Consider the following 25,444-nt stretch of genomic DNA (forward strand, 5'->3'; position numbering starts at 1 on the left):
GTTTGAAGCCTAGTCGCGATTGCCCAGCAGCATCAGGATGACCTGGAACATGTTCACGAACGCGATGTAGAGGTTCAGCGCGCCGTAATTGGTCATCACCGCCATGGAGCGCTGGTCACCGGCAATGCTGGCATAGGTGAGCTTCAGGCTCTGCGTTTGCCAGGCAGTAACGCCCGCCATCAGAACCAGAACCGCCAGCTGGATCAGCATTTCCATGCCGCTCGACTGGATAAAGAAGCTGTTGATGATGCCGATGGCGAGCACACCCAGTACGCCCATGAACAGGAAGACGCGCAAGGGCTGCAGGTTCGTCTTCGTGGTATAGCCATAAAGCGACAGGCCCAGGAAGGCCGCCGCCGTGATGGCAAAGGCCTGTGCGATGGTGCCGAAGCTGATGTTCAGCGTCGTGCCCGACATGGTCTCGCCGGTCACACCGCTCATGGCGAGCGCGACCCAGATCGAAAGGCCCGACCCGATAAGGGCGACAATCGCCCAGTAGAGAACGGCCGATCCGATGGGCGAGGGATTACGCATGAAGAACATCGAGCCGAAGAGCAGCGCGATGGGACCGAACTGGATGACGAAGATCAGCGGCGGGGTCAGCACCGCCTGCGTCAGGGCCGGAATGGCCGCGCTGCCGATCAGGAAGGCCAGTGCGCCCGACACAAGGAGGCCAAGGGCCATCTTGTTGTAGACGCCCAGCATGAAGCTGCGAAGCCCGGCATCGACAGATGTGTCGAGCGTGCCTGCGCCATAGGCGGGTCTGGAAAACTGGTTCATGGGTGTCTCACTAACCTCATTGCAAACAGGGGCAGCGGACGGGTGCGAAGGCACCCACGCTTGGAGCTATATATCAGGGTGAAACCCGCGCAGTTCAAGGAAAACCGGCTGATATTGTGCGTCAGGCGGTCCGGCGCACAGCGCCGCAAGGGCGATCCCCGATCAAGTCGAGGACAGGCCGCCCGCCCGAGCCTATGCGAGGCGTGAAGCCCGGCCTGCCCCCGCGGAGGCGGGGGATGAGCTGAGCGTTCAGAAAAACTGCGTCAGGCGGCTTTGCGCTCGAAATCCATGAAGACCGGGTCGATATCGCCCAGATGCTTGGACTGGTAGCGCGTCGTGATGTGGTCGGCGGGCGCGACACGCCAGTCATCGGCGCCGCTGGCCGTCCAGCTGAACTCTGGCACGTCCAGAAGCAGGGGCAGCGCCCAGTCGGCATAGACGCGCACATCGGTGGCGACACGCAAAGTGCCACCGGGCTTGAGGATACGCGCCAGCTGCGCTGCCGTATCTTCCTGCACAAACCGGCGGACGGCGTGGCGCTTTTTCGGCCAGGGATCAGGAAAGAGCAGGAATACCCGGTCAAATGAGGCATCGGGCATGCGCTCGATCTCGTCACGCGCATCGGCGCGCTTCACGCGAACATTGGAAAGCCCGTGCTCCTGAATGCCCGCCAGCGCCTTGGCGACGCCATTGAGGAAGGGCTCAATGCCCAGAAATCCGGTATCCGGCGCACGCGCCGCCTGTCCGGTCAGGTGTTCAGCGGCGCCAAAGCCAATCTCCAGCACATGGGTGTCAAAGCCCGCCAGCAGGGCGCGCGGATCAAGCGCGCCCTCATCGGCCCAGCTCAGCCCCGGCAACATCGTGTCGACAAGCTGCTGCTGGCGCGCGGACAGGGGATGGCCCTTCGCCCGCCCGTAAAGGCGGCGCGACTGGGGGTGCGGCGCGTCACTCATGGCGTCAGGCAAGGCCCTTGAGCTGGTCAACGAGGTCGGTCTTCTCCCAGGAGAAGCCGCCATCAGCGTCCGGCGTGCGGCCGAAATGGCCATAGGCCGCCGTGCGCGCATAGATGGGCTTGTTGAGCTGGAGATGGGTGCGGATGCCGCGCGGCGACAAATTCATCAGCTGCGGCAGGACGCTCTCCAGCCTGGCTTCATCAATCTGCCCGGTCCCGTGCAGATCAACATAGACCGCCAGAGGCTTGGCCACGCCGATGGCATAGGCGAGCTGGATGGTGCATTTGCGTGCCAGGCCTGCAGCCACGACATTCTTGGCCAGATAGCGCGCGGCATAGGCCGCCGAGCGGTCCACCTTGGTCGGATCCTTGCCGGAGAACGCGCCGCCGCCATGGGGGGCCGCGCCGCCATAAGTGTCCACGATGATCTTGCGGCCCGTCAGGCCGGCATCGCCGTCAGGCCCGCCAATGACGAACTTGCCGGTCGGGTTCACATAGAACTCGTCCTCGGGCGGGAACCAGCCCTCGGGCAGGACCGACTTTACCACCGGACGTACCAGCTCACGCACCTCATCGAGCGAGGTGGAGGCGGTGTGCTGGGTGGAGACGACCACGCTGGTCACACCGACAGGGCGGCCATTCTCATAACGCAGCGAAACCTGCGACTTGGCGTCCGGCTCGAACTGCCTGACGGCGCCCGTTTTGCGCAGGCGCGCCATCTCTTTCAGTATCTGGTGGGAATAGAGGATGGGGGCAGGCATCAGCTCGGGCGTCTCGTCGGTGGCAAAGCCGAACATGATGCCCTGATCGCCCGCGCCTTCCTCGGTGTAGGAGCCGGTGCCCTCATCCACACCGGCCGCGATGTCGGCGGACTGTTCGTGGAGATAGTTGGAGAAGGCCGCCGTTTCCCAGTGGAAGCCGTCCTGCTCGTAGCCGATATCCTTTACCGCCGCGCGCACCGCCGCCTCGATCTCGTCGCTGGAGACGTCATGGGCGCTGCGCACCTCGCCTGCCAGAACAATCCGGTTGGTCGTGGTCAGCGTCTCGCAAGCCACCCGGGCAACCGGGTCCTTGGCCAGGTAGAGGTCGACAATCGTGTCGGAAATCCGGTCACAGACCTTGTCAGGATGGCCTTCGGATACACTCTCGCTGGTAAAGATATAGGATGAACGCGCCACTAGCGACCTCATATAAAGCTTCCTTTATATGCGGGCTTAAAGACCATCTGGGCCGCGAACGCAAGCGTGTAAGTGTGTGCTCGCCCTATTCGCCGGCCTGATCGCTGTCGGCCAGAGAGCGGACGAGCTCCAGTACGCGGCGGCGCACCTTGGGGTCGGTGATCTTCGAGAAGGCCTGCGCGAGCGCAACGCCATCCGGCGATTGCAGGAAGTCGTTGACGATCGGGGTCTGGTCGCCTTCGGCAAAGCCTGTGGGCTGCTGGGCGGTGCTGGTTGCTCCCTCATAGAAGAAGGCCACCGGAACTTCGAGAACCCGCGCCAGATGCCAGAGCCGCCCTGCGCCAATGCGGTTGGCCCCGCGCTCATACTTCTGCACCTGCTGAAAGGTGACGCCGAGTTCCTCGCCAAGCTTCTCCTGGCTCATCTCCATCATCTGCCGGCGCAGGCGGACGCGCGAACCGACATGACGGTCAATCGGGTTGGGTTCTCGCGGATTGGGCGACATGACAAACTATCCTCGAATAAACAGGCCCGCATGTCCTTGATAACAATAGCACAGTGGGTTTCACAAACGAAGTGAAAACAATCTCCGGTGTTACTGTCTCTGGTTTCGGGCAGAGGCAATGAAAACGGCAAGTTGCAGGCAACCAAGTAATAGAAGCCCACACACAATCCATGGGATATTCCCGTAAATTGCATATGTCACTGGTTGGAGCGCTGAAGGCACGTTTATGTCAAGCGTTTCGTTCATTTGCGGATCGCTCAACCGGACCGCGCGGCCATAGGCATCAATCAGGCCCGATGCTCCTAGCGAGGCCGAGCGCACCATGGGCAGGCCTTCTTCGATGGCCCGGTAGCGCGCCTGATTGAGATGTTGGCGCGGACCTGCCGAATTTCCATACCAGGCGTCGTTGGAAATGTTCAAAAGGAAGCCAGGCCGGTTTTCTCCGCGTGGGGCGAAGCGCGGAAAAATCACCTCATAGCAGATCAGGGGCGCGAAGGCAGGAGTGCCGGCTATCTGCAAGGTCTGCGCTCCCGGCCCCGGCGTGTAATAGGGCGCGTTCATGGACAGGGTGGTGAAGCCGAACAGCCCGGTGATCAGCTGGACCGGATTGCCCTCACCAAACGGCACCAGACGCACCTTGTCATAAATCGCCTCGACCGCCCCGGCTCCGCCCTCGAAATGCAGCGCGGCCAGCGAGTTGTAGTAAAGCTCGCCCTCGGGGAAGCGCTCGCGGCGGGTGACGCCGCTCCACAGCCGCGTGCCGTGCGGCAGCGTGTCCTCGATTCTCATGAGAACGGAGCTGTCTTCCAGCATCACGGTAGGAATGGCGCCTTCGGGCCAGATGACCGCGTCCACATCTTCAAGGCCGGGCTGCATCGTCAGGTCCAGATAGGTCTGGAGAATGGGCAGCCGGTTGGCGAAGCGCTTTTCGCGCTGATCGACATTGACCTGCACGATGCGCAGCCGTGTATCGGTGAGGCTGTCTTCAGCTCCGGCCAGCCGCGCACTACCCCAGCCCCACATGCCCGCCAGCATCACGGTACTCAGGGCCAGTGGCGCCGCGCGCACCAGCCAGTGACCGCGCCCGGAGAGGGCCGCCGGGCTGGCAAAGGCGAAAAGCACGAAGGCTGAAAGGCCCAGCGCGCCAATAAGGCTTGCCATCTGGCTGACAGGTGTACCTGCCTCGAACACATGGCCGGGCAGATTCCACGGGAAGCCCGAGAACAGCACCGAGCGGGCAAACTCAACGAGGGTGAACAGCGCGGCGAACAGGCCGATGCGCATCGGGCCCTCGGGGGCAAAGCGGACATAGAGGCTCGCCGCCAGCCCCCAGAACAGGGCAAGCCCGCCCGGCAGCAGGGTCAAAGGCGCCCAGATCAGCCAGGCATGTTCCTCCGCGCTGACGAGGAAGGCATTGGCGACCCACCAAGTGCTGCCAAGGAAATAACCGGCGGCAAATGTCCAGCCCCGCCAGAAGCCGGCGCGCAAGCGCCGCTCCCGCCGCCGCGCCGCGTCCAGAGAGAGGACCAGCAGGACAAGACCGAAAATCAGTGCTGGAACGGAGTGGAAGGGTGCATGGGCCAGCGTGGAGAGAAAGCCGAGTACAAACAGGGCAAGCCCGATGCGCCAGCCGCGCGCGGCCTGCCACCAGTCAAGCAGTGCCACGCTGACGCGTGCTCCGCGGCGGACCATGTCAGCTGCGCGCATTATTGCAGATTTCCGGCGTCTCCCGCGCCGTCCTTGCGCGAACGGATACGTACCCGTCGGATGCGCCGCGGATCGGAATCGAGAATCTCGAACTCCAGCCCGGTTGAGTGGGCGATCACCTCACCGCGTTCAGGCACACGTCCTGTCAGCATGAAGACAAGTCCGCCCAGCGTATCGACATCCTCGATCTCGTCTTCGGTGGCAACCGGACGGCCGATTGCCTCGGCCAGCTCATCAAGCGACGTGCGTGCGTCCGCTTCCCAGACATGGGGGCCGCGCGCCCGGATCAGCGGGCCTTCGGCCTCGTCATGTTCGTCATCAATCTCGCCAACGATCGGCTCCAGCAGGTCTTCCAGCGTCACCAGCCCGTCCGTGCCGCCAAATTCATCGACGACCAGCGCCATGTGCATGCGGCGTGACTTCATCCGCACCAGCAGGTCGGCGGCGCGCATTGAGGGCGGGACATAGAGCAGGGGACGGCGTACCTGCGGCAGGATTTTTGCCGCCGCCCAGTCTTCCGGGCGCTGGCCATCGGGATTGCCGGCCAGATGCGCGATGAGATCCTTGATGTGAACCACGCCGACCGGATCGTCGAGCGTTTCACGATAGACCGGCAGGCGCGAATGGGATGCGTCGGCGAACAGGCGCGCTGCATCGCCCAGCGCAGTGTCGATCTCCATGGCCACGATATCGGCGCGCGGCACCATCACATCGGCCACACGCAGCGCATCCAGTGCGTTCACATTGAAGGAGAGTTCCCGGTCAACAGTCTGGCCCGCCTGGTTTGTGCCGGCCTCGTGGGTCTCCGTATGGAGAGCTGCCGCGAGGTCCGGGACGGGGCGCCGGTGAATGGCGCCTTTCAGCCGGGCCATGAGACTTCGTCTTGGCGGATCGTCACTCATCACGCTCATATGCGTTCTTTATAGGGATTCGCGATGCCCAGCCGGGCCAGAGCCGCGATTTCCACTGCCTCCATCTGTTCTGCCTCGGCCTCTTCCTTATGGTCAAAACCGTTAAGATGAAGAACGCCGTGTACCGCAAGATGGGCCGCGTGATCCACAAGCGCAATGGCGCGCGTGTTCGCTTCCGCCTGACAGGTCTCGAAAGCAAGAGCAATATCGCCCGGATACTGTTCCGATTCCGGCGCCGGGAAGGACAATACATTGGTCGGCTTGTCCTTGCCCCGGAAGCGCTGGTTCAGCGATTGCAGTTCGCCATCGCCGGTAAACAGGATCACGGCCGGGCCGGGGCGGGGGTCTTCGATCATTGCAAGGACGGCTGACACCGCCTCAAGGCAGCGCGCCTCCAGCCCGGCCACCGCCTGCCAGCCTTCGTGCTCGATCACGATCTCGCAGGTGCCCTCATCCGCCATGCTTGGCATCCGCACGTTCATAGGCATCGACGATCATCCCAACGAGATCGTGGCGGACCACATCGGCGCGGGTAAACCGTGTGACCGCAATGCGCGGCACGCCAGAGAGGATGTCGAGCGCATCGGCCAGCCCGGACGGTTCGCGCGGGCCCAGATCAACCTGTGAGGGATCGCCGGTAACCGCCATGCGCGACCCCTGACCCAGCCGGGTCAGCATCATGCGCATCTGGGCGCGGGTGGTGTTCTGGGCCTCGTCACAGACTATGAAGGCCCGGTTGAGCGTGCGCCCGCGCATGAAGGCGAGCGGGGCTACCTCGATACGGCGCTCCTCACGCATCTTGTCGACCACCTTCTGGGTCAGCGCATCGCGTAAGGAATCCCAGATCGGCAGGAGATAAGGATCGATCTTCTCGTTGAGATCGCCCGGCAGGAAGCCGAGGCGCTCACCAGCTTCCACCGCAGGACGGGTGATGACCAGGCGGTCGATCTCGCCGCGCGCGAGCTTTGCCGCGCCCCACGCAACTGCGAGCAAGGTCTTGCCGGTGCCGGCAGGCCCGACACCAAAAATCATGTCGTAGCGGTCTTCATCCTTCAGCGCGCGCACATAGTCTGCCTGGCCATTGGTGCGGGCAGCAAAGCTCACCCCGCGCGGCACGCGGATAATGGTTTCGTCGCCGGCGCTGACGGGCGTGTCGTCCATACGGCAGGCCGCGCGCACGGTTTCAGGGTCGATGACCAGCCCGGATTCGGCGCGCGCATAGAGCGCATGGACCACGCGGGAGGCATCAGTTCTCGCGCGCTTGTCTCCGCCCGACAGCAATAGCTGGCCGCCACCAGGCGCCTCGACATGCACGCCAAGCTCGGTTTCCAGCGCGATCAGATTGGCATGGCCGGGGCCTGCCAGCGCACGCACATGGGCCGCTTCATCGAAATGCAGGGTCTCTGCAGGTGCGCGCTCTGTGCGCTTGGGTCGCGGGGTCCGGCTCACGCGGCGCAGCTCTCCCCGCTCAGCAGGCGGCCGCCAAGTGCGTTCTTCGAGGCAGAGACGATCTCTACCATGGCGATCTGGCCGATAAGGCTCGCAGGGCCATCACAGTGGACACCTTGCAGATACGGGCTGCGCCCGCCCAGCTGGCCGGGATTGCGCCCCTTACGTTCAAAGAGCACGGGCAGGCTCTTGCCCACCATCGACGCGTTGAAGGCCTGCTGCTGGGTGTCCAGCAGGGCCTGCAGGCGGGCAAGGCGCTCGGTCTTCACCGCTTCATCCACCTGGCCTGCCATGGCCGCGCCCGGCGTGCCGGGACGGCGCGAATACTTGAAGGAGAAGGCCGATGCATAGCCAACCGTCTCGACCAGCTTCATCGTATCGGCAAAATCGCTTTCCTGCTCGCCGGGGAAGCCGACAATGAAATCTCCGGAGAGGGCGATGTCGGGGCGCAGGACACGCAGCCGCTCGATGAGCGCTATATAATCCGCCGCTGTGTGCTTGCGGTTCATGGCCTTGAGGATGCGGTCAGAGCCCGCCTGTACCGGCAGGTGCAGATAGGGCATCAGCTTTTCTTCTGATGCGAAAGCCTCGATCAGATCCTCATCCATGTCGTTCGGGTGGGAGGTGGTGAAGCGGATGCGGTCAATCCCGCCAATCATCGCCAGGTGCCGGATCAGGCGCGCCAGTCCCCAGCGCCCGCCTGCCTCCTCGCCTGCAGGCGCTTCGCCCGAATAGGCGTTGACGTTCTGGCCCAGCAGGGTGATCTCGCGCACGCCTTGGGCTGCCAGCGCGCGCACTTCGGCGGTGATCTGGGCGGCGGGACGCGAATATTCCGCGCCGCGCGTATAGGGCACCACGCAGAAGGAGCAGAACTTGTCGCAGCCCTCCTGCACCGTCACGAAGGCGCTATAACCCTCCACATGACGCTTGGGGGCCGCCAGCGCGTCGAACTTTTCCTCGACCTCGAACTCGGTCTCCAGCGCCTCGCCGCGCTCGCGATGGACCCGCGCGATCAGTTCGGGCAGGCGGTGATAGGTCTGCGGGCCGACGACCAGATCGACGACCGGCGCGCGGCGCTGGATTTCCGCGCCTTCGGCCTGCGCCACGCAGCCAGCGACCGTCACGGTCATCTGCCCGCCAGCGGCTTCCTTCTCGGCTTTCAGCGGCTTCAGACGCCCCAGCTCGGAATAGACCTTCTCGGCGGCCTTCTCGCGGATATGGCAGGTATTGAGGATGACAAGGTCGGCGCCCTCGGGCGCATCCGCCGGCTCATAGCCGAGCGGGACCAGCAGATCGCGCATGCGCTCTGAATCATACACATTCATCTGGCACCCATAGGTGCGGATGAAGAGGCGTTTGCGAGCCGTTTTGGCCGTCTCGATGGTCATGGTCTCTGCGGTCATCAGGTGGTCCTGAAAGGCGAATGCGCGCTGTGGATATCCTCGGCGCGCTTCTCAGGCGGTTATGGGTGAAATGCCCAGCGCGCGCAAGGCCGGGCGCCTTCGTGTCAGGTGTAGCTCTTGATTTTCGCCAGACGGTTTGCCTTCACGCTGGTGAACTCCAGCATATGGCTGAACCGGCGTATGCGGCCGTCCTCGAAGCGCGCCTCACCGCTGGCGGCACCCACCTTGCCGTGAGCAATAGCGTGCTCAATCACGATCAGCGAGGGCTTAGCCTGCTGTGCAAGCCATGCCTGTGCAGCGTCTCTGCCTTCAAGAAGATTGTCAGCGGCTTCATGCCAGATGACGTCGTCGTCCAAGACATCCGGTTTGCCGGGACCCGCTTCGAGAAGTACCGCCACATCCTGAACGAAGCTGTTCTTGGGTGAGTTCCCGCAGTCCTTGCTTCCGTGAACACGCGTCACGCGGGTCTACTCGCCGTCTTTCAGCTTTACTGCGTAAAGCTCCAGCCGGTGATCGACGAGCTTGTAGCCGAGGCGGCGCGCAATGGCTTCCTTCATCTTCTCGATCTCTTCGTCATAGAACTCGACGATATCGCCGGATTTGAGATCGATCAGGTGATCGTGGTGATCCTCGGTGGCTTCCTCATAGCGCGAGCGCCCGTCGCGGAAATCATGGCGCTCGATAATCCCGGCATCCTCAAACAGACGCACCGTGCGGTAAACGGTTGCCAGAGAGATACGGTTATCGACGCTGGCGGCGCGGCGATGCACTTCCTCGGCGTCGGGATGATCTTCAGCTTCCGACAGCACGCGCGCGATCACGCGGCGCTGCTCGGTCATGCGCAGACCTTTTTCGATGCACAATTGTTCAATGCGATCTGACATGGGTCAGCCTCCATGAAGCGCTTGTCTGCGCAAGGCCATTACACTCTGTCCTTAGCCCTGCAGGCCAAATCTGTCCATTCCTGCTACAGGCTGCGCGACATAATGAGCGCATCCGAGCCGTCGCGATAATAGCGTGTCCGGTGCCCCGCTTCACGCCAGCCGTCAGAGCGGTAAAGCGCGATTGCCGCCATACTGTTCACCGACACTTCAAGAAAAGCGTTTGCCGCGCCGCGCCGCTGCGCGGCCTCCAGTCCCGCCTTGACCAGCGCCCGGCCAGCGCCCGCCCGGCGCGCCGATGGCAGGACGGCAAGGGTGAGCATCTCTGCCTCATCGGCTATCGTGCGCATCAGGATGAAGCCCAGCGGCGTGCCGCCTCTGGCCGCCAGCAGCGCATCCATGCCCGGTCCCGCCAGCAGGGCCTCGAAGGCCGCCGCGTCCCAGACCTCCCCGCCGTCAAAGGCTTTCGCGTGCAGGGCGGCGAGCAGTTCGCTGCTCTCAGGGCCGGCAGCGAGAATGTCCGCGCTCATGGGACGATGCCGCCAGGCAGCGCCGCGTCCGGCGGGCGGGCATAGTGCGGGCTGGGCAGGGGCGTGTCGCCGCCTGCTTCACGCGTCAGCGCCAGCAGCGCCATCAGAGGGGAATGATCCACCCATGGCGAGGCTGGGTCCAGAAGATGTGCGCCAGACCCGGCAAGGTGGGCTGCGCCGCTGGCGGTAAAGGCCGCTCTGGCATCTGCCACATCGCTGCGAACCGGCTCGCCCTGCGCAGCACCGCGGCTGAACACCTGCCAGACCAGCTCGCTGCGGCGGGCGTCATGGACGGCAAACACCGCCGCGCGACTTTCAGGGTCTGCTTCGTGCGCCATCGCCGCCAGGCTGGATACGCCGACCGCCTGCGCGCCGCTCGCCAGTGCCAGCCCGCGCGCAAAGGCAGTGCCAGCGCGCGTGCCGGCAAAGCTGCCCGGCCCTGTCGCTACGCCAATGCGCCAGAGTTCGCGAGGCGCAATACCCGCCTCATCAAGCAGTTCGCCCACCAGAGGCGCCAGCCTTTCAGCCTGTCCGCGCTCCATCGCCTCGTCGCGCTGGAGGATCCGGCCATTGGCCAGCTGCAGCGCAGCCGCGCACCATCGCCCGGTCGTGTCGATGACCAGAACCGGGCGATGGAGGGGGTCACTTGCCATGAAGAGTCTATTTCAGAATGCGCGCAGCCTCGTCGAAGGAGAGGCGCGGCAGGCGCGGGAACAGCTTCTCGGTCGTTCCATAGCCGATATTGACCAGAAAGTTCGAGCGCCAGTGCTTCATTTTCGGGTCGGAGGCGAAAAACTCTTCATCGACCTTGGCGTTGTCGAACCCGCTCATCGGGCCGCAATCAAGGCCCAGCGCACGGGCCGCCAGGATCAGATAAGCGCCCTGCAGCGTGCCATTGCGCACACCATTGGCCTTGCGCGCGTCGTCAGAAGCAAACCATTCCTTGGCACCGGGATCATGCGGGAAGAGCTCCGGCACTTTCTGGTGAAATTCCCAGTCCCACGCCACAATGGCCGTCACAGGCGCGCTCATCGTCTTGTCGACATTGGACGGGATCAGGAAGGGCTTGAGCCGTTCCTTGGCCGCGCCTTTGAGGAAGATGAAGCGCGCGGGCGAGTTGTTGGCGCTGGTCGGGCCGTATTTGAGAAGGTCGTAGAGCGCCTGGATCGTCGTGTCGGACACATCCTTGTCCTCCCACGTGTAGAAGGTGCGCGCACCCCGGAACAGCTGGTCCAGCGCGTGGTCGGGCAGGGTCTTGTGGCGGTCGGCAAGGGCAAGCTCGCTCATGGCAGGGCTCCTCATTCTTGTCGTGCGCCAGCTCTCGCTGGCAGGAAGGGCTTCGACACGAGATAAGCCGGATAGGCCAGGGACGCTATGGCCGGTGCGGAAAAACCGCTGTGCCGAAGTCTCCAGCGTATGAAATCCCGGCCAAGCGTAGCGCGAGCCGGGACCTCGGGCAGAACTGGCATCAGGCCCCGGATACCGCTTCGCGGTTCCGGGGTTTCAAGCGTGGCTAGACCACCGCCTCGACGCCCAGAACCTCCGGCACATAGTGTTTGAGCAGATTCTCGATCCCGCTCTTCAGCGTCATGGTCGAGGACGGGCAGCCCGCGCACGCGCCGCGCATATGCAGGCTGACAATGCCGGTTTTCTCGTCATAGGCGTGAAACACGATATCGCCGCCATCCTGTGCCACGGCCGGGCGCACGCGCGTATCGATGACCTCGCGGATTTCCTTCACGATGGCCGCTGTCTCGCCCTGATAGACGGTTTCGGCCTCTTCGCCGGAGCCGGAGAAAAGCGCCTTGCCCGATTGCAGCACATCCATGATCGCGCCCAGCACGGCAGGCTTGATATGGACCCATTCCACGCCCTCGCCCTTGGTGACAGAGACGAAATCGGACCCGGCAAACACGCGCACCACACCCTCGACCGCGAATAGTTCGCGCGCCAGCAGCGAGGATTGCGCCTCTTCGGGCGTTGCGAAATCGCGCGGGGTTTCCGGCGCAATTTCCTGACCGGGCAGGAATTTCAGCGTGTCGGGATTGGGGGTGGCTTCGGTCTGGATAAACATGACGGGTCGGGCCTTCTTCAAAGCCTGGGCAGGGCTGTGCCGGGATCAGCCCTTCACTTGGCCTTGAACGCGCGTCCTTTCAACCCTGCAGGCATCAGGGTTACCCGTCAGGTCAGTGCCTTTATCGTCTCTTCGGAGAGATCGCCCGGTACCACGGTGACCGGGATGGCTCGCTCGCCAAACAGGCCGCGCCCGCGCGATAGCGAGGTGACAAGCGGACCGGGGCCATCGCCCTTGACGGCGGAGCCGAGCACCAGAATCGAGATGCTCTCATCGTCCTCGATCAGCTTGCGGATGCAGTGTATCGCCTCGCCCTCACGTACCAGCAGTTCGGGCCGCTCACCAGTGACGCCTTCAATGTCCTCGGCAAGGCTCTCCAGTGCGGCCTCGGCTTCCTCCATTGCCTCGCGGCGCATGGTCTCGCCTACACCCAGCCACGGCTCGACGGTCGTGGGCTCAATCACGGCCAGCACGGCCACCTTGCCGCCGGTATTGTTCGCCCGGTGCGCGGCATAGCGCGCAGCGGCAGCGGACTCTTCGCTGCCATCACCGATCAGAAGGAATTTTCTCATGTTCGCCATGGTCTGACCGTGACGCTTTCTTGACGCGGCGGCAAGAGGGCGTCATCTGCCTTGCATGGCCAGACCCCGCAAAACCTCACCAACCGCCCCAAAGCCGCTCGACCGGCTGGACGATTGCCGCTCCGTTGCCTCGCCTTCGCGCCAGATCACGCTCTGGCCCGACCGGCTGGAGGAAACAGCGGAAGGCGCGCTGGTGCGCCGTATCGCCATTGAGGCGATAGAGGAGGTACGCCTGAGCGTGGAGCCGTCAGGCATTGGCGCGAAAGACCCCGCCCAGATCATCTGCCGGGTCAGTGCAGGCGACAGGACGATCAGCTTTTCCTCGCTGCGCTCCACCGGCATCCTCAAATGGGAAAATCAGGCCGACCGCTTCGCCCTGTTTCTGCGCGAGGTCCACGGCGCGCTCAAGGACCGCGAGGATGTCGCCTATGTCGAGGGCGCACCGCTCGCGGCGAAACTGAAGGCTTTCCTGCCTGCGCTCGGCGTGGGTATTGCGGGGACGGTGCTGGCGGGATGGGCGTTTACCGCCGGCCAGATCGTTATCGGCCTGATCGGTCTGGTGCTGGCCGTTACCGGCGGCTACTCCGCCTGGATATTCCGTCCCTTGGGTGAAAAGCCCTACGACCCCGCAAAATTCGGCTAGCCCAGAAGCGTCCTGAGGCCCGCTGCAAACAATGGCCCGCAGCGCTCTGCATTGGCCGGATAGTAGAAGGGCTCGATCAGCTCGATCTCCATCAGTTTGAGATGGCCTTCCTGTCCGCGCACCATGTCGACGCGTGCATAGAGCAGCGCCTCCACACCGCAATGGGTGCAGGCGGCATTCAGGCACTGGCGGGCAAGGGCAATGTCGGCAGACGAGGGCTGATAGGGCGTGTCCACACCGCCATACATGCCCTGAATCCGGTAATCGCCCTTGGCGGCGCGCTTGATGACGGCGTGGGAAAACTCACCCCCGAAGAAGAGTAGCGAGTATTCACCCTCTTCCTGAATGGCGGGCAGGAATGCCTGGATCATGGCCCGGCCGGGCGGCAAGGCTTCTGCTGGCGGCAGCGCGTCGCCGCGCTTCACCCGCGCCTGACGCCACGCGCCTGCACCTACCACCGGCTTGATGACCAGATCATCACTGGCGAGCGTGTCGAAGGCCGGCGCGATGGTCTCCGGCGTGGCCAGATCGGTCCAGACCGTCTCGATCACGGGCGCGCCAAGCGCTGCCAGATCGCGCAAATAGGTTTTGTCCATATTCCAGCGCACGACATTGAGCTGGTTCAGCAGCGGCACGGTTGCGCTGGCCGCTGACAGCACCTGAAGGAAGCGCTCCGTCTTGTCCCAGTAATCCCAGGTCGGGCCAACCACCACGCCGTCAAAGCTCTCCGGGTCAAACCCTTCGTCCCAGACCACCGGCTCCAGCGCGAACCCGGCTTCCCGGCAGGGCGCATCAATGGCGGCGAATTGCTCGGTGAACTCGTGCGCGTCACCGCGCGCTTCACGGCGATGGGCCAGCACATTGGCCGAGACAAGATAGGCTATGGCGCGCATGAAACTCCCCGTTTTCCCTCGTGCTGACGGTCCGGCTCTAGCGTCACCGCATTTTGCGTCAAGGGCCGGGCGGCAGCGCCGGCCTGAATCCGCAGCCGGGCTTGAGTGTATGCCGTGCAGGCGTTAAGCCCACGCCCGCACCGCAACCGGAAGGATTACCGCCCATGGCCACCCCCAGCTTCGACATTATCGGTGTCGGCAACGCGATCGTAGACGTGATCGCGACGGCCGATGACGCTTTTCTCGGCCAGCACGGTATCGAGAAAGGTGCCATGACGCTGATTGACGAGGATCGGGCGAAAGCGATCTACGCCGCGATGGGCCCGGGCCAGGAAGTCTCTGGCGGGTCAGCGGCCAACACGCTGGCAGGGGTGGCGAGCCTGGGCGGGCGCGGGGCCTATATCGGCAAGGTGGCCGACGACCAGCTGGGCGAGATTTTCGCCCACGATCTGCGTGCCACCGGCGTTGATTACTCGACGGCGCCGCTGACAGGCGGACCGGCGACTGCGCGCTGCCTCATTCTGGTGACGCCCGATGCCCAGCGCTCGATGAACACCTTCCTGGGTGCATCGACCCTGTTCTCCGGTGAGGATGTCGATGCGGCCCGCATTGCAGATGCCCACATCACCTATCTGGAAGGCTATCTTTTCGACCGGGACGAGGCGAAAGCTGCTTTCGTGGCGGCCGCCGAGATCGCCCGCAAGGCAGGCCGCAAGGTGGCGCTGACCCTGTCTGACCCCTTCTGCGTGGATCGCCACCGCGCCAGCTTCCGCCAGCTGATTGCAGGCCATGTTGATGTGGTATTCGCCAATGAGGCAGAGCTGAAATCGCTCTACCAGCTCGATGATTTTGATGCGGCTCTGGCACAGCTGAGGACGCAGACGCGCATCGCGGCCATCACGCGCTCGGAAAAGGGTGCCGTCATCATCTGCGGAGAGGAGAGTGTTGCGGTTCCGGCTGACCCGGTCGAACGGCTGGTCGATACGACGGGAGCGGGCGATCTTTTTGCTGCCGGCTTCCTGCTGGGGCTTGCGCGCAGCGCGGATCTTGAGACGTGTGGCCGTCTGGGCGTGCTGGCCGCCGCCGAAGTGATCTCCCATGTCGGTGCGCGGCCCCTCGTCAGCCTGGCAGGGCTGGCCGCCCGGCGCGGCATCACCATCCCCGCCGCCGCCTGACGATTACAAGAAGCGGTTTCAACAGGTTAACAGTCTCTATGCGGGTGCTTAACGCGATTTTCAGCAAGCTCTGAAAATCTGCGTCTACCTGCCGCACCATCCGGTACGACAACCGGACAGGTGTGGCCTTGCCCCGTGAGGACTGATGGCTCCGCTTCGCCACGCCCTGTCACGCATGATGCGTTCGCTCGTGATGAAATTCACGGTGCTGTGCGCGTTCGTGCTGATTGCTGCCACATCGGTAATGACCGGCATCGGTTATGTGTCCAAGTCGCACGATAACCGCGTTACCGCGCTTGCCCATGCCGAGTTGATGTCACAGGTGCTTGCATCCAATCTCGCTGAACAGGCCTCCCAGCGCGATGCCCGCCGCCTGACAATGGGGCTGGGCGCGTTCGGCGAGCGCGGCGATGTCCAGGGCGCGTATATTGTCGACCCGGCCCGAGAGGTGCTGGTCAGTGCCGGCAATGTGGAGTTCGCGCCCGGTGAACGCAGCACTGACGCCCTGGTCCACGGTGCGCTTGGCTCTGTTGATACCCGGGTGGAAATTGTTGGCGAGCTGATCCGTGTCGCTCACCCTGTCATGCACCAGGGGCGCCTTGCCGGCGCCATCGTGATTGATGTGCCGATCGCGGCTGTCTCGCGTCCCGCGGCCGAGATTTTCCAGCGCCAGATTCTCGTCGGCCTTGTCGCGCTGCTCATCTTCCTGCCTCTCGTCGCCTACGTCGTGCGGACGGCTCTTGGCCCTATCCACAAGTTGACCGAAGCGGCACGCCTCGCCTCCTCGCGCAAGCTGGACATGCGCATCGACGTGCGCACGGGTGACGAGCTTGAAGTGCTGGCTAATGCCTTCAACCGCATGTTTGCCCGCCTTGATGCGTCCATGAAACGCATTCACCGCCTTGCCTATGTCGACATGGTCACCGAGCTGCCCAATCGCGAGCGCTTCCGCAAGGAAGTCGAGCGCGTGACCCGGCGCGCTGAAGACACAGGCACGGCCGGAGCGGTCTTGTTCCTTGATCTCGACCGCTTCAAGCGCGTGAACGACTCGCTGGGTCTGGGTGAAGGGGACCGCCTGCTGGAAGCAGTTGCCCGGCGCCTGCGCGAAACCGCCCGCGGCTGGGATCTGCGACAGGGCGAAGATGGCGCCGAGCCATCGCTGGTCGCGCGTCTTGGCGGCGACGAATTCACCATCCTTCTGCCCGCTTTGCGCGATCCGGCTGATGCGGCTCGCGTAGCACGCCTGGTGATCGATGCGGTCCGCCGCCCGTTCGAGATTTCGGGCCACCGTGTCTTCCTGGGCGTATCGGTTGGTGTGGCGGTCTTCCCGCGTGATGGCGGTGACCCTGAAACCTTGCTGCGTCATGCCGACCTTGCCATGGCGGCTGCCAAGTGCGCGGGCGGCAATGCGTACGAGTTTTTTGAAGCCAGCATGAACCAGACAGCCTTTGAACGGCTGGTGCTGGAAGGCGAGCTGCGTGAAGCGGTACGCGACGACCAGCTGGTGGTCTTCTACCAGCCCAAGATTTCCATCAAGGACGGCTCGATTGCGGGTGTTGAAGCGCTGGTGCGCTGGAACCACCCCACGGCCGGCCTCCTGTCTCCCGGTACGTTCATCCAGGCAGCTGAAGAATGCGGTCTGATCGGCGAGATTGGCGACTGGGTCATGCGCCGCGCCTGCACCGAAATCGCGGACTTAAACCGTCGCGGCTACAGCGTGCCCGTGGCCGTCAACGTCTCGGCCGTCCAGTTCGAGGATGAAGGCTTCGCCGACAGCGTGCTCGACACGCTGCGCGAAACCGGCCTGCCAGCCTCCCTGCTGGAGCTGGAGCTGACCGAGTCGGTCGCCATGCGCCAGCCTGAGCGTGTGCTGGAACAGATCGAACCGCTGCGCGCGCGCGGCGTCGGCTTTGCCATTGACGATTTCGGCACCGGCCATTCCAGCCTGTCCTACCTGACCCGCATGCCGTTTGACGTGTTCAAGATCGACCAGAGCTTTGTGCGCGATATGTCAAAAGACCCGCACGCCCGCATCGTGGTCGAGACAATTCTGGCCATGGCAAAGGCCCTGAAGCTGCAGACCGTGGCCGAAGGCGTGGAAACCAGCGAACAGCTTGCCTTCCTGCGCGAACAGGGCGCCACGCTGGCGCAAGGCTATCTCTTTGCCCGTCCGATGCCGCTGGCCGACCTTGTGCGCTTTGCCGATGACGACAAATCCAGGATGCAGCTCGCCAGCGCCTGAGGGCACGAAATCATCGATTCGGCATGCCTCAGCATGTGGCGAATTGGCAACGCACAACACCTTTCTACAATTTAATTGAACAACGCCCCTCACTTGTGGCATAAATACACGTGCGGGCCGCAAGCACTCTGACCCGCTCGCTCTGGCACGGCGTCGTCCCCCGCAAACCGTCCAGGGTCAGGCCCGCTCCGGTTGATCCCCTCCCGGTGCAGCATGTGGCAGTCAAGCGGTCCCGATCGGCGCCCGATGGTCCCCTCACCATCGGGCGCCATAGTTTTTGCGGTTGTGCCCTGTTCGGGCATTCGTCAGCGCGCTAGACAGCAGGCATGGCACCGTCTGACTCCCCCGATTCCAGCGATGATGTGATCGCCCGCCTGCTCGAGGAGATACCGCTCCTCTACAAGGCGCGCGCCTTTGCCGAGAGCATAGCTGATCCGGCTTTCTTCTCGCGGCTTGGCGAGCGGCTAGACCCGCGCGAAAAGGCCCTGGCGCGCGCCTATCTTGATGGTCTGGGATTTCCCGATGCCGAGCCTGCGCCGCTGGGCAGCTGGGAAGATGCCGCGATTGCCGCTGAAAGCCTCGACACGGACCCGCTCGCCTGGGAGGCCGAGGAGATGCTGCGTGCAGGACTGGTCGAGAGGGCGCTCGAACGGCTCGACCCGGAGGGTCTTGAGGCCGCCCTGACGCTTGTCGCCTCGTCCATCGGGGAGCTGGCGCGCGAGGCGGCCGAGGCAGCTGCCGCGATGGACGACATGTATGATGAGAGCGTGGTCAACATCGCTGCAGGCGGGCTGATCCAGGCCGCCAATGGCGCGGTGCTGGTTCTGCTCGCCGAGGCCGAGGACGAAGAGCCGACCCACCCCTTCCTGGCCCGCTGGCGGCTTTATGTGCGCGGGCGCTGGCCGGTGGGCGTTGCTGGCTCCACCTATAATATTCTGTGATCCACTATCCGCAGGAAGGAGCCGTGATGGCCGCCCTGACCCTTGCCACCTGGAATATCAACTCGGTCCGCCTGCGCATCGAACAGGTCGCGCGCTTTGCTGATACGGCAAAGCCGGATGTGATCTGCCTGCAGGAAATCAAGTGCATGGAGGATCAGTTCCCCGCCAAAGCCTTCAAGGATATGGGCTATCCGTATTTCCACGTGAGCGGTCAGAAGGGTATGCATGGCGTGGCCACTGTCTCGCGCACACCCCTTGACGTGCTGGAGGACTGCGAGGTGTGTCCCAAGGGGGAGGCGCGCCACCATGTCGTGCGCGTCGACGGGGTAGAGATCCAGAATTACTACATCCCCGCTGGCGGCGATGAGCCGGATATCGCGATCAATCCGCGCTTTGCCCACAAGCTGGATTTCCTGGACCGGTTTGGTGCCTATCTGGAAAAGCGCGGCCAGAAGGGTGGCGATGTGGTGCTGGTGGGTGATCTCAACATCGCGCCGCGCGAGCACGATGTCTGGTCACACAAGCAGCTCTTGAAAGTGATCTCGCATACGCCGGTGGAAACTGAAGGGCTGGAAGCCGCGCGCACGAGAGCGGGCTATCTCGATGTCGCGCGCGAGCTGATCGCCGAGCCGGAAAAGATCTACACTTGGTGGAGCTATCGCAATCGCGACTGGCGCAAATCCAATCGGGGCCGGCGGCTCGACCATATCTGGGTCTCCCCTTCGCTACAGGCCGCGGCAACCGCCCATGGCCGCGAGGGCTTCACCATCTGGGATGAAACCCGCGACTGGGAAAAACCGTCCGATCACGTGCCGGTGACGCTGAAGCTGGGGTAAGGTGGATCGTTCGCGCGTATCGATAGGCGGTACATTTTCTTGACAAGCGTATCGTGCGCCGATACCTTAGGCCAAGATTCGGGCGGTCCGCATGATCAAGAGCTTTGCCGACAAGATCACAGAGACCGTCTTTCTGGGTTCCTGTCCGAAAGGCTTCCCCGCCGAGTTGTTTGGCCGTACCCGGCGAGCGCTTGAGCGGATACACGCCGCCTCTGATGTTTCGGATTTGCGTGTTCCGCCATCCTTCCGACTGCATCAGCTCAAAGGCGATCAGGCGGGGCGGTGGTCGATTTCGGTGAATGACCAGTTTCGCATCACTTTTGCATTCGCAAATGGTGATGCCCGGAATGTTCGTTTTGAAGACTACCACTAACCTGACATGCCGTCCCGATGAGGTTCCCCATGTCCTATAAGTTTCAGGCCCCTGCCAGCACGGTCGGGGAACATCTCAAGGAAGACTTCATGGCGGAGTACGCCATCAAGGCACCGACGCTCGCAAAGAAGCTGGGTGTGCCGCGCGCGCGCGTTGTGCGCCTGCTGGAGGGTGCAGCGTGTGACGGTGATATGGCGCTTCGTCTCGCGCGGGTGTTCGGTACGACGCCGGAGTTCTGGATGAATCTGCAGATGCTCCGCGACCTCTCACTGGCTCAGGTGGAACGCGGCGCTGTCATAGAAGCTGAAGCGACGCCTCTGCAGATGGCGTAGAGGTCTGGCTCACCCTTTCAGCGCGATGATGCCGCACTGGCCGCCAAACTGGCCGGCATGCCCGTCGCGTGCGGCCCGTCTCGACGAGAAAAAGCGGTCCTCATCGGCGAAGGTACAGGCGCGGATGCGGCTGATCCGGTCTTGCGCCACACCGGCTGACAGGAGCTGGCGGTGGACGCCTTCAGCCACGTCCAGCCCCGCGCCGCCTTCGGCATCCTTCGGCCCGATCAGCGGCTCATCAAGCGTGCCGAAGAGCCCTTCAAAGGCCTCCAGCACTTCTGGTCCCACCCGGTAGTTCGCTTTCGAGATTGCTGGGCCGATAGCGGCGCGCAAGTTTTCCGCCCGGCTGCCATAGACCTCGCCCATCGCCTCGATCGTGCGCGCGGTGATGTTCTTCACCGTGCTGCGCCAGCCCGAATGAATGGCGGCTATGGCGTGATTGACCGGATCATGCAGCAGCACCGGCACGCAGTCGGCAACCTGCGTACATAGCGCAAAGCCGCTCTGGCTGGTGATGAGCGCGTCGCCTTCACCCACTGACCAGCCTTCAGGCGGCCCATCGGCTTTCAGCACGGTGTCGGCATGCACCTGATTGGCAAAGACCAGCCGCGTGACACCCAGCGCCCGGGCCACCCGCGCGCGGTTTTCAGAGACATGATCCTTGTCATCGCCGCGCGACCAGGTGAGGTTTAAACTTGCATAAGGGCCTTCGCTGACCCCGCCACTGCGCGTGGTGAAGGCGTGAACAATGCCTTCGCCCAGACTGTCCGCGAAGAGGAATTCCAGCCTGCTCATGACGTGGCCCCATCGAGAAAACCGCTGCGGCCGCGCCCCAGATCATAGGCCTCATGAGCGTCAGAGACCCGGCCCAGCAGGGTGTGCAGCGCGGACCAGTCATCGCTCTGCGCAATCGGCGCCCAGGCCGCTTCCATCGTTTCGAACACCATGTCCGTCGGCTCATCTTGCGCAAAATAGCGGTGGGACAGGCGCTCAGGGCGCACGGGCGCGCGCGCGTCAAATCCCTCCAGCACGCTCTCAAACCCGTCAGCGCGGTAATGTTTCCCGCGTGGACCTGCAAAAGCCCGGTCCTTCGAGCCCGCGCCGCCAAACCAGTCGAACACCACCGCTTCAAAGGGCAGCTGGCTCTGGTGCATGAAGCGCAGCAGGGATGTGAGGAAGGCCCCGTCCGCCTCGCCGCCCAGCGGCGCTATGCCAAGCCGCCGATGCCAGGCTTCGTAAAGCGCGGCGCGGTACTGGTCCGGGAAGGTCATCAGCGCCTTGACGAGGCTGTCTTCCTCGCCGATGAGCAATAAGGCCCCTGCCAGCTGCTCCAGCGCCCACAGGACCGATTCCGGCTGGCGGCCATAGGCATAAAGCCCGCCCTCATCGAAATAGGCGGCTGTAAAGCCCGGCTCGAAGACGGGCAGGAAGCGCCACGGCCCGTAATCAAAGCTCTCGCCCGTCACGACCAGATTATCGGTATTAAGCACGCCATGGACAAAGCCTGCCGCCATCCATTCAGCGCTAAGCCGGGCCAGCGCCGCAGTGGTGTGTTCGAGAAACGCCGCCGCACGCGCGGGCGTATCGCCGCCTGCCGCGCCGGGGTGAAAATGCTCAATCGCATAGTCCATCAGCGCTTCAATCAGGTCCGGCCGGTTGAAATAGGCATGGCGCTGGAACATGCCGATGCGCACATGGGAGTGCGACAGGCGCGTCATCACCGCAGAGCGCGTGGGGCTCGGCTCATCGCCCCGGTGCAGCGCTTCTCCGGTCTCGAAAATGGCGAATGTCTTGGAGGTGTAGACGCCGAGCGCCTCCAGCATTTCCGATGCCAGCAGCTCGCGCACCGCGCCTTTCAGCGTCAGACGGCCATCGCCGGTGCGCGAAAACGGCGTCTGGCCCGACCCCTTTGTGCCGAAGTCCAGCAGGCGGCCCTCGTTATCGCGCACTTGCCCGAACAGGAAGCCCCGCCCGTCGCCGATCTGCGGGTTATAGGTGCGGAACTGGTGGCCGTGATAGCGTAGCGCCAGCGGCTTTTCCTGATTGCCGGGCAAAGCCTCGAAACGGTGAAAATGCGCCGCGCGCGCGGCCCCGTCCAGATCGCCCAGTCCCACCGCTTCGGCCCATCGCGTGTTCCACCAGCGCTCTATGCCTGCGGGGAAGCCCGCTGGCTCCACCGGATCGGCAAATTCACCGCCCAGCGCGGAAAAGCGCGGATCGGGCTGGTAGCGTGCGGCCATCAGGCCAGCCCCTTCTCAAGCGCCTTTGCTGCCCTCACAACCGCCTCCGCGGCCTGAGGCAATATGCGCGTCATATTGAGGAAACCATGGGGCACAGTATTGATGACCACCCTTTCCACCGGCACGCCCGATGCGGCCAGCCGGTCGGCATAGGCTGCACCCTCATTGAGGAGCGGATCAAGCTCTGCGGCCAGAAGGAAGGTAGGCGCAATGCCTTTAAGGTCGTCAGCCAGCAAGGGCGAGACACGGACGTCGCGCACATCATCGAGGCTGCGCAGATAGCTTTTCTGAACACGCTTGAGCACTTCGCGGGACAGGAGTGGGCCTTCCTGCCAAGGCTGACGCGCGCGCCTGATTTCCACGAGTTGCAGCAGCGGATAGAAAAGCAGCTGGAAGGCCACCTTGCCGCGCCGGTGCTGCGCGATGACAGCGGCCAGATTGCCGCCCGCCGAGTCCCCGCCAACGGCCAGCCTGTCAGCGGAAAACCCGCAATCGGCCAGCGCACCGTCCCGCACGGCATCAAATGCGGCCAGTGCGTCGTTCACGGCTGCCGGGAAGGCGTGTTCCGGTGCCTTGCGGTAATCCACCGACACCACACGCACACCCGACGCCGCCGCGAGGCGCTGGCAGAGCGGCGCATGGGTGTCGATATCACCGACCACGAACCCGCCACCGTGGAAATAGACCAGTCCGGCGCCATTCTCGGCCGCATCGAACGGTACCCAGACGCGCACCGGAATTGGCTCGGACGGGCCGGGCAAAGTCAGGTTCTCGATCCTTTCAACGCCCGGCGGCTCAAGCTCTGCAATGGGAATCATGCGCCGTAACGCTTCACGCATGCCCGGCGCAGTGCGCTCAGGCGTGAAATGCGCTGCCAGATCAGCAAAGGCTTTTTCAGGGGTCAGCATGGAAGCTGCATAGTTCGGCGCGCGGGGCCTCAATGGCAAGCGCCAAACGATGCGGCCCGGACAGCCTAGTGCAGCTGCACAGGGCTTGCGGCATGGATGCGCCCGGACAGGGCATCCTCGATCTCGCTTTTGAGCGCCCGCCACGCGGCGGCGCTCTCCGCCTCGCCCTTGTCTTCCATTTCGCTAATCGCTTCACACGCATAGCCGAGCGCGCGCGGGCCGTGGCGGTCCACCAGCGTGAACGCAATCTGGCGGATATCATCAGGCGTAATGCGTGAGCGGCGCTGGGTGGCTATCGGATGCAAGGGCTGGGTCTCCGGGGCTGGCAGGCGGCTAGTCGGTGGAGATATGGCAAAGGGCGGGCCACTCTGTCGCGTTCCGCAATATATTGAATTAATTTGCATATTCCTGACAGGGGCGACAGGTGGAAGGAGGAGGTGCCCGCCGACCGGCCATTCTTGCCGGGCATACTTGTCCGGCGCGCAGCTGGACAGATCCGCAGCCATTGCAGGCCCTGCTTCGGGTGTTGTTCCTTGCCTGAAAGCCGTATTGCGGGCATTACGCAGATCAGAAGCGGAAGATATGACGGAGTGCCCTTCCCATGCGCGTGGCAATGATCGGTACAGGCTATGTCGGCCTGGTCTCTGGAGCCTGTTTTGCCGATTTCGGCCATCAGGTGACCTGCATCGACAAGAACGAGGAAAAAATCGCTCTGCTGCGTTCCGGCGGCGTGCCGATCTATGAGCCGGGCCTCGACCAGCTGGTTCAGCGCAATGTGCGTGAGGGCCGCCTCGACTTTGCCACCGACCTGACCGAAGCCGTGCGCGCAGCCGATGTGGTCTTCATTGCCGTGGGCACGCCCTCACGCCGGGGCGATGGCCATGCCGATCTGTCCTATGTCCATGCGGCTGCCGAAGAAATTGGCCAGGTCATGGACGGTTTCACGGTCGTGGTGAACAAGTCGACGGTCCCGGTAGGTACCGGCGACGAGGTGGAAGCGCTGATCCGCAAGGTGCGCCCGGACGGGGACTTTGCCGTGGTGTCGAACCCGGAATTCCTGCGCGAGGGCGCGGCGATCGATGACTTCAAGCGTCCTGACCGGGTGGTCGTCGGCACCGAGAATGCGCGCGCGCGCGACATCATGAGAGAGCTCTACCGGCCGCTTTTCCTCAACGAGACGCCGATCGTGTTCACATCGCGCCGGACATCCGAGCTGATCAAGTATGCCGCCAATGCCTTCCTGGCCATGAAGATCACCTTCATCAACGAGATGGCCGATCTGTGCGAGGCCGTGAGCGCGAACGTGCAGGAAGTTTCCAAGGGTATCGGCCTTGATGGCCGTATCGGAGCGAAATTCCTCCATGCGGGCCCCGGCTATGGTGGTTCGTGCTTCCCCAAGGATACGCTGGCTCTGGTGCGTACCGCGCAGGAGGCCGATGCGCCCTTGCAGCTGGTCGAGGCTACCGTGCGGGTCAATGATGCCCGCAAGCGGGCGATGGCCGACAAGGTGATCGCCGCCTGCGGCGGGGACGTATCGGGCAAGACGATCGCGGTGCTGGGCCTGACCTTCAAGCCCAATACCGACGATATGCGTGAGGCACCGAGCCTCGACATCATTCCCGCGCTTCAGGCCAAGGGCGCACGTGTTCGCGCCTATGATCCTGCCGGGATCGAGGAAGCCGAGAAGCTGCTGAAGGATGTCGAGTACACGACCGGCCCGTATCTGGCGCTGGAAGGCGCCGACGCGGTGGTTATCATCACCGAGTGGAACGAGTTCCGGGCCCTCGACCTTGACCGCGTCAAGACGGCTCTGAAGTCGCCGGTCGTAGTGGATCTGCGCAATATCTATGATCCGGCCGAGATGAAGGAAGCCGGCTTGTCCTATACCAGCGTCGGACGGCCGTAAGGCT

Annotated in this window: 29 protein-coding genes; 8 read left to right on the forward strand and 21 right to left on the reverse strand. The window is 63.6% G+C overall.

Annotation, left to right across the window (positions count from 1 at the left end; all coding sequences use genetic code 11):
• Positions 1–9 precede the first annotated feature (9 nt).
• The 16 genes from ACTIGC_RS01160 to ACTIGC_RS01235 form a co-directional block, all read right to left on the reverse strand.
• On the reverse strand, positions 10–780 hold the full coding sequence (locus ACTIGC_RS01160; RefSeq protein ID WP_439632663.1) for a Bax inhibitor-1/YccA family protein: 771 nt from the start codon (positions 778–780) through the stop codon (positions 10–12).
• 263 nt (positions 781–1,043) lie between these two features.
• The gene (gene trmB, locus ACTIGC_RS01165; protein ID WP_439632664.1) at positions 1,044–1,733 is read right to left on the reverse strand and encodes a tRNA (guanosine(46)-N7)-methyltransferase TrmB; all 690 of its coding nucleotides are present in this window, start codon (positions 1,731–1,733) and stop codon (positions 1,044–1,046) included.
• Positions 1,734–1,737: 4 nt separating this feature from the next.
• Complete coding sequence (metK, locus tag ACTIGC_RS01170; RefSeq protein WP_439632665.1) at positions 1,738–2,922, reverse strand: methionine adenosyltransferase; 1,185 nt, start codon at positions 2,920–2,922, stop codon at positions 1,738–1,740.
• Between the two features lie 73 nt (positions 2,923–2,995).
• On the reverse strand, positions 2,996–3,415 hold the full coding sequence (locus ACTIGC_RS01175; RefSeq protein WP_439632666.1) for a helix-turn-helix domain-containing protein: 420 nt from the start codon (positions 3,413–3,415) through the stop codon (positions 2,996–2,998).
• 90 nt (positions 3,416–3,505) lie between these two features.
• Positions 3,506–5,107 carry an apolipoprotein N-acyltransferase gene (gene lnt, locus ACTIGC_RS01180; RefSeq protein WP_439632667.1) on the reverse strand — a complete coding sequence of 534 codons (1,602 nt, stop codon included), beginning with the start codon at positions 5,105–5,107 and terminating at the stop codon, positions 3,506–3,508.
• A 14-nt stretch (positions 5,108–5,121) separates the two neighbouring features.
• The gene (locus ACTIGC_RS01185) at positions 5,122–6,033 is read right to left on the reverse strand and encodes a hemolysin family protein (RefSeq protein WP_439632668.1); all 912 of its coding nucleotides are present in this window, start codon (positions 6,031–6,033) and stop codon (positions 5,122–5,124) included.
• Complete coding sequence (ybeY, locus tag ACTIGC_RS01190) at positions 6,030–6,494, reverse strand: rRNA maturation RNase YbeY (protein ID WP_439632669.1); 465 nt, start codon at positions 6,492–6,494, stop codon at positions 6,030–6,032. Before ybeY ends, ACTIGC_RS01185 begins: the two co-directional genes overlap by 4 nt.
• Positions 6,484–7,482, reverse strand: coding sequence for a PhoH family protein (locus tag ACTIGC_RS01195; protein WP_439632670.1), 999 nt, complete (start codon positions 7,480–7,482; stop codon positions 6,484–6,486). Before ACTIGC_RS01195 ends, ybeY begins: the two co-directional genes overlap by 11 nt.
• A complete protein-coding gene (gene miaB, locus ACTIGC_RS01200; protein WP_439632671.1) occupies positions 7,479–8,885 on the reverse strand; it encodes a tRNA (N6-isopentenyl adenosine(37)-C2)-methylthiotransferase MiaB in 1,407 nt (468 codons plus the stop codon). Before miaB ends, ACTIGC_RS01195 begins: the two co-directional genes overlap by 4 nt.
• Positions 8,886–8,989: 104 nt before the next feature.
• Positions 8,990–9,283, reverse strand: coding sequence for a hypothetical protein (locus ACTIGC_RS01205; RefSeq protein WP_439632672.1), 294 nt, complete (start codon positions 9,281–9,283; stop codon positions 8,990–8,992).
• A gap of 69 nt (positions 9,284–9,352) precedes the next feature.
• Positions 9,353–9,769: a Fur family transcriptional regulator gene (locus ACTIGC_RS01210; protein WP_439632673.1), complete on the reverse strand. Its 417-nt coding sequence runs from the start codon at positions 9,767–9,769 to the stop codon at positions 9,353–9,355.
• A gap of 83 nt (positions 9,770–9,852) precedes the next feature.
• Positions 9,853–10,296, reverse strand: coding sequence for a GNAT family N-acetyltransferase (locus ACTIGC_RS01215; protein WP_439632674.1), 444 nt, complete (start codon positions 10,294–10,296; stop codon positions 9,853–9,855).
• Entirely contained in the window at positions 10,293–10,949 is a 657-nt protein-coding gene (tsaB, locus tag ACTIGC_RS01220; protein WP_439632675.1) for a tRNA (adenosine(37)-N6)-threonylcarbamoyltransferase complex dimerization subunit type 1 TsaB, read from the reverse strand. Before tsaB ends, ACTIGC_RS01215 begins: the two co-directional genes overlap by 4 nt.
• 7 nt (positions 10,950–10,956) lie before the next feature.
• Positions 10,957–11,583, reverse strand: coding sequence for a malonic semialdehyde reductase (locus tag ACTIGC_RS01225; RefSeq protein WP_439632676.1), 627 nt, complete (start codon positions 11,581–11,583; stop codon positions 10,957–10,959).
• A gap of 226 nt (positions 11,584–11,809) precedes the next feature.
• Complete coding sequence (locus ACTIGC_RS01230; RefSeq protein ID WP_439632677.1) at positions 11,810–12,370, reverse strand: NifU family protein; 561 nt, start codon at positions 12,368–12,370, stop codon at positions 11,810–11,812.
• Positions 12,371–12,477: 107 nt separating this feature from the next.
• On the reverse strand, positions 12,478–12,951 hold the full coding sequence (locus ACTIGC_RS01235) for a universal stress protein (protein ID WP_439632678.1): 474 nt from the start codon (positions 12,949–12,951) through the stop codon (positions 12,478–12,480).
• A gap of 55 nt (positions 12,952–13,006) precedes the next feature.
• On the opposite strand from ACTIGC_RS01235, the gene ACTIGC_RS01240 reads away from it, so the two are divergent.
• A complete protein-coding gene (locus tag ACTIGC_RS01240; protein ID WP_439632679.1) occupies positions 13,007–13,594 on the forward strand; it encodes a hypothetical protein in 588 nt (195 codons plus the stop codon).
• Here the strand turns inward: ACTIGC_RS01240 and ACTIGC_RS01245 are convergent.
• Positions 13,591–14,487 (reverse strand): ATP-grasp domain-containing protein, encoded by an 897-nt coding sequence (locus ACTIGC_RS01245; protein WP_439632680.1) that lies wholly within the window; start codon positions 14,485–14,487, stop codon positions 13,591–13,593. The genes ACTIGC_RS01240 and ACTIGC_RS01245 overlap by 4 nt on opposite strands.
• 164 nt (positions 14,488–14,651) lie before the next feature.
• Here ACTIGC_RS01245 and ACTIGC_RS01250 point away from each other — a divergent pair, with 164 nt between their 5' ends.
• The 6 genes from ACTIGC_RS01250 (at position 14,652) to ACTIGC_RS01275 (ending at position 20,386) form a co-directional block, all read left to right on the forward strand.
• Complete coding sequence (locus tag ACTIGC_RS01250) at positions 14,652–15,662, forward strand: adenosine kinase (protein ID WP_127565199.1); 1,011 nt, start codon at positions 14,652–14,654, stop codon at positions 15,660–15,662.
• Positions 15,663–15,807: 145 nt separating this feature from the next.
• Positions 15,808–17,904 carry a putative bifunctional diguanylate cyclase/phosphodiesterase gene (locus tag ACTIGC_RS01255; RefSeq protein ID WP_439632681.1) on the forward strand — a complete coding sequence of 699 codons (2,097 nt, stop codon included), beginning with the start codon at positions 15,808–15,810 and terminating at the stop codon, positions 17,902–17,904.
• A gap of 326 nt (positions 17,905–18,230) precedes the next feature.
• Positions 18,231–18,845 carry a hypothetical protein gene (locus tag ACTIGC_RS01260; protein WP_127565201.1) on the forward strand — a complete coding sequence of 205 codons (615 nt, stop codon included), beginning with the start codon at positions 18,231–18,233 and terminating at the stop codon, positions 18,843–18,845.
• Positions 18,846–18,871: 26 nt separating this feature from the next.
• Positions 18,872–19,681 (forward strand): exodeoxyribonuclease III, encoded by an 810-nt coding sequence (gene xth / locus ACTIGC_RS01265; RefSeq protein WP_439632682.1) that lies wholly within the window; start codon positions 18,872–18,874, stop codon positions 19,679–19,681.
• A 91-nt stretch (positions 19,682–19,772) separates the two neighbouring features.
• Entirely contained in the window at positions 19,773–20,054 is a 282-nt protein-coding gene (locus tag ACTIGC_RS01270) for a type II toxin-antitoxin system RelE/ParE family toxin (RefSeq protein ID WP_439632683.1), read from the forward strand.
• Between the two features lie 29 nt (positions 20,055–20,083).
• The gene (locus ACTIGC_RS01275) at positions 20,084–20,386 is read left to right on the forward strand and encodes a HigA family addiction module antitoxin (RefSeq protein WP_439632684.1); all 303 of its coding nucleotides are present in this window, start codon (positions 20,084–20,086) and stop codon (positions 20,384–20,386) included.
• 9 nt (positions 20,387–20,395) lie between these two features.
• On the opposite strand, the gene pgeF is transcribed toward ACTIGC_RS01275, so the two are convergent.
• The 4 genes from pgeF to ACTIGC_RS01295 all read right to left on the reverse strand — a co-directional run bounded on the left by pgeF (position 20,396) and on the right by ACTIGC_RS01295 (position 23,839).
• Positions 20,396–21,181, reverse strand: a complete 786-nt coding sequence (gene pgeF / locus ACTIGC_RS01280) for a peptidoglycan editing factor PgeF (protein ID WP_439632685.1) — start codon at positions 21,179–21,181, stop codon at positions 20,396–20,398.
• Positions 21,178–22,626, reverse strand: a complete 1,449-nt coding sequence (locus tag ACTIGC_RS01285) for a protein adenylyltransferase SelO family protein (protein ID WP_439632686.1) — start codon at positions 22,624–22,626, stop codon at positions 21,178–21,180. The genes pgeF and ACTIGC_RS01285 overlap by 4 nt, the downstream gene beginning before the upstream one ends.
• On the reverse strand, positions 22,626–23,534 hold the full coding sequence (locus ACTIGC_RS01290; RefSeq protein ID WP_439632687.1) for an alpha/beta hydrolase: 909 nt from the start codon (positions 23,532–23,534) through the stop codon (positions 22,626–22,628). Before ACTIGC_RS01290 ends, ACTIGC_RS01285 begins: the two co-directional genes overlap by 1 nt.
• 65 nt (positions 23,535–23,599) lie before the next feature.
• Complete coding sequence (locus ACTIGC_RS01295) at positions 23,600–23,839, reverse strand: hypothetical protein (RefSeq protein WP_233352452.1); 240 nt, start codon at positions 23,837–23,839, stop codon at positions 23,600–23,602.
• A 296-nt stretch (positions 23,840–24,135) separates the two neighbouring features.
• On the opposite strand from ACTIGC_RS01295, the gene ACTIGC_RS01300 reads away from it, so the two are divergent.
• On the forward strand, positions 24,136–25,440 hold the full coding sequence (locus ACTIGC_RS01300; protein WP_439632688.1) for a UDP-glucose dehydrogenase family protein: 1,305 nt from the start codon (positions 24,136–24,138) through the stop codon (positions 25,438–25,440).
• Positions 25,441–25,444 lie beyond the last annotated feature (4 nt).

Origin of the sequence: Glycocaulis sp., assembly GCF_051859565.1 — a bacterium.
GTDB lineage: Bacteria > Pseudomonadota > Alphaproteobacteria > Caulobacterales > Maricaulaceae > Glycocaulis.

What these genes read in the sequence shown, in the direction of transcription:
- ACTIGC_RS01160 (WP_439632663.1), bottom strand. Translation starts at nt 780, where the DNA reads ATGAACCAGTTTTCCAGACCCGCCTATGGCGCAGGCACGCTCGACACA.
- trmB (WP_439632664.1), bottom strand. Translation starts at nt 1,733, where the DNA reads ATGAGTGACGCGCCGCACCCCCAGTCGCGCCGCCTTTACGGGCGGGCG.
- metK (WP_439632665.1), bottom strand. Translation starts at nt 2,922, where the DNA reads ATGAGGTCGCTAGTGGCGCGTTCATCCTATATCTTTACCAGCGAGAGT.
- ACTIGC_RS01175 (WP_439632666.1), bottom strand. Translation starts at nt 3,415, where the DNA reads ATGTCGCCCAATCCGCGAGAACCCAACCCGATTGACCGTCATGTCGGT.
- lnt (WP_439632667.1), bottom strand. Translation starts at nt 5,107, where the DNA reads ATGGTCCGCCGCGGAGCACGCGTCAGCGTGGCACTGCTTGACTGGTGG.
- ACTIGC_RS01185 (WP_439632668.1), bottom strand. Translation starts at nt 6,033, where the DNA reads ATGAGCGTGATGAGTGACGATCCGCCAAGACGAAGTCTCATGGCCCGG.
- ybeY (WP_439632669.1), bottom strand. Translation starts at nt 6,494, where the DNA reads ATGGCGGATGAGGGCACCTGCGAGATCGTGATCGAGCACGAAGGCTGG.
- miaB (WP_439632671.1), bottom strand. Translation starts at nt 8,885, where the DNA reads ATGACCGCAGAGACCATGACCATCGAGACGGCCAAAACGGCTCGCAAA.
- ACTIGC_RS01210 (WP_439632673.1), bottom strand. Translation starts at nt 9,769, where the DNA reads ATGTCAGATCGCATTGAACAATTGTGCATCGAAAAAGGTCTGCGCATG.
- ACTIGC_RS01215 (WP_439632674.1), bottom strand. Translation starts at nt 10,296, where the DNA reads ATGAGCGCGGACATTCTCGCTGCCGGCCCTGAGAGCAGCGAACTGCTC.
- tsaB (WP_439632675.1), bottom strand. Translation starts at nt 10,949, where the DNA reads ATGGCAAGTGACCCCCTCCATCGCCCGGTTCTGGTCATCGACACGACC.
- ACTIGC_RS01225 (WP_439632676.1), bottom strand. Translation starts at nt 11,583, where the DNA reads ATGAGCGAGCTTGCCCTTGCCGACCGCCACAAGACCCTGCCCGACCAC.
- ACTIGC_RS01230 (WP_439632677.1), bottom strand. Translation starts at nt 12,370, where the DNA reads ATGTTTATCCAGACCGAAGCCACCCCCAATCCCGACACGCTGAAATTC.
- ACTIGC_RS01235 (WP_439632678.1), bottom strand. Translation starts at nt 12,951, where the DNA reads ATGGCGAACATGAGAAAATTCCTTCTGATCGGTGATGGCAGCGAAGAG.
- ACTIGC_RS01240 (WP_439632679.1), top strand. Translation starts at nt 13,007, where the DNA reads ATGGCCAGACCCCGCAAAACCTCACCAACCGCCCCAAAGCCGCTCGAC.
- ACTIGC_RS01245 (WP_439632680.1), bottom strand. Translation starts at nt 14,487, where the DNA reads ATGCGCGCCATAGCCTATCTTGTCTCGGCCAATGTGCTGGCCCATCGC.
- ACTIGC_RS01250 (WP_127565199.1), top strand. Translation starts at nt 14,652, where the DNA reads ATGGCCACCCCCAGCTTCGACATTATCGGTGTCGGCAACGCGATCGTA.
- ACTIGC_RS01255 (WP_439632681.1), top strand. Translation starts at nt 15,808, where the DNA reads ATGGCTCCGCTTCGCCACGCCCTGTCACGCATGATGCGTTCGCTCGTG.
- ACTIGC_RS01260 (WP_127565201.1), top strand. Translation starts at nt 18,231, where the DNA reads ATGGCACCGTCTGACTCCCCCGATTCCAGCGATGATGTGATCGCCCGC.
- xth (WP_439632682.1), top strand. Translation starts at nt 18,872, where the DNA reads ATGGCCGCCCTGACCCTTGCCACCTGGAATATCAACTCGGTCCGCCTG.
- ACTIGC_RS01270 (WP_439632683.1), top strand. Translation starts at nt 19,773, where the DNA reads ATGATCAAGAGCTTTGCCGACAAGATCACAGAGACCGTCTTTCTGGGT.
- ACTIGC_RS01275 (WP_439632684.1), top strand. Translation starts at nt 20,084, where the DNA reads ATGTCCTATAAGTTTCAGGCCCCTGCCAGCACGGTCGGGGAACATCTC.
- pgeF (WP_439632685.1), bottom strand. Translation starts at nt 21,181, where the DNA reads ATGAGCAGGCTGGAATTCCTCTTCGCGGACAGTCTGGGCGAAGGCATT.
- ACTIGC_RS01285 (WP_439632686.1), bottom strand. Translation starts at nt 22,626, where the DNA reads ATGGCCGCACGCTACCAGCCCGATCCGCGCTTTTCCGCGCTGGGCGGT.
- ACTIGC_RS01290 (WP_439632687.1), bottom strand. Translation starts at nt 23,534, where the DNA reads ATGCTGACCCCTGAAAAAGCCTTTGCTGATCTGGCAGCGCATTTCACG.
- ACTIGC_RS01300 (WP_439632688.1), top strand. Translation starts at nt 24,136, where the DNA reads ATGCGCGTGGCAATGATCGGTACAGGCTATGTCGGCCTGGTCTCTGGA.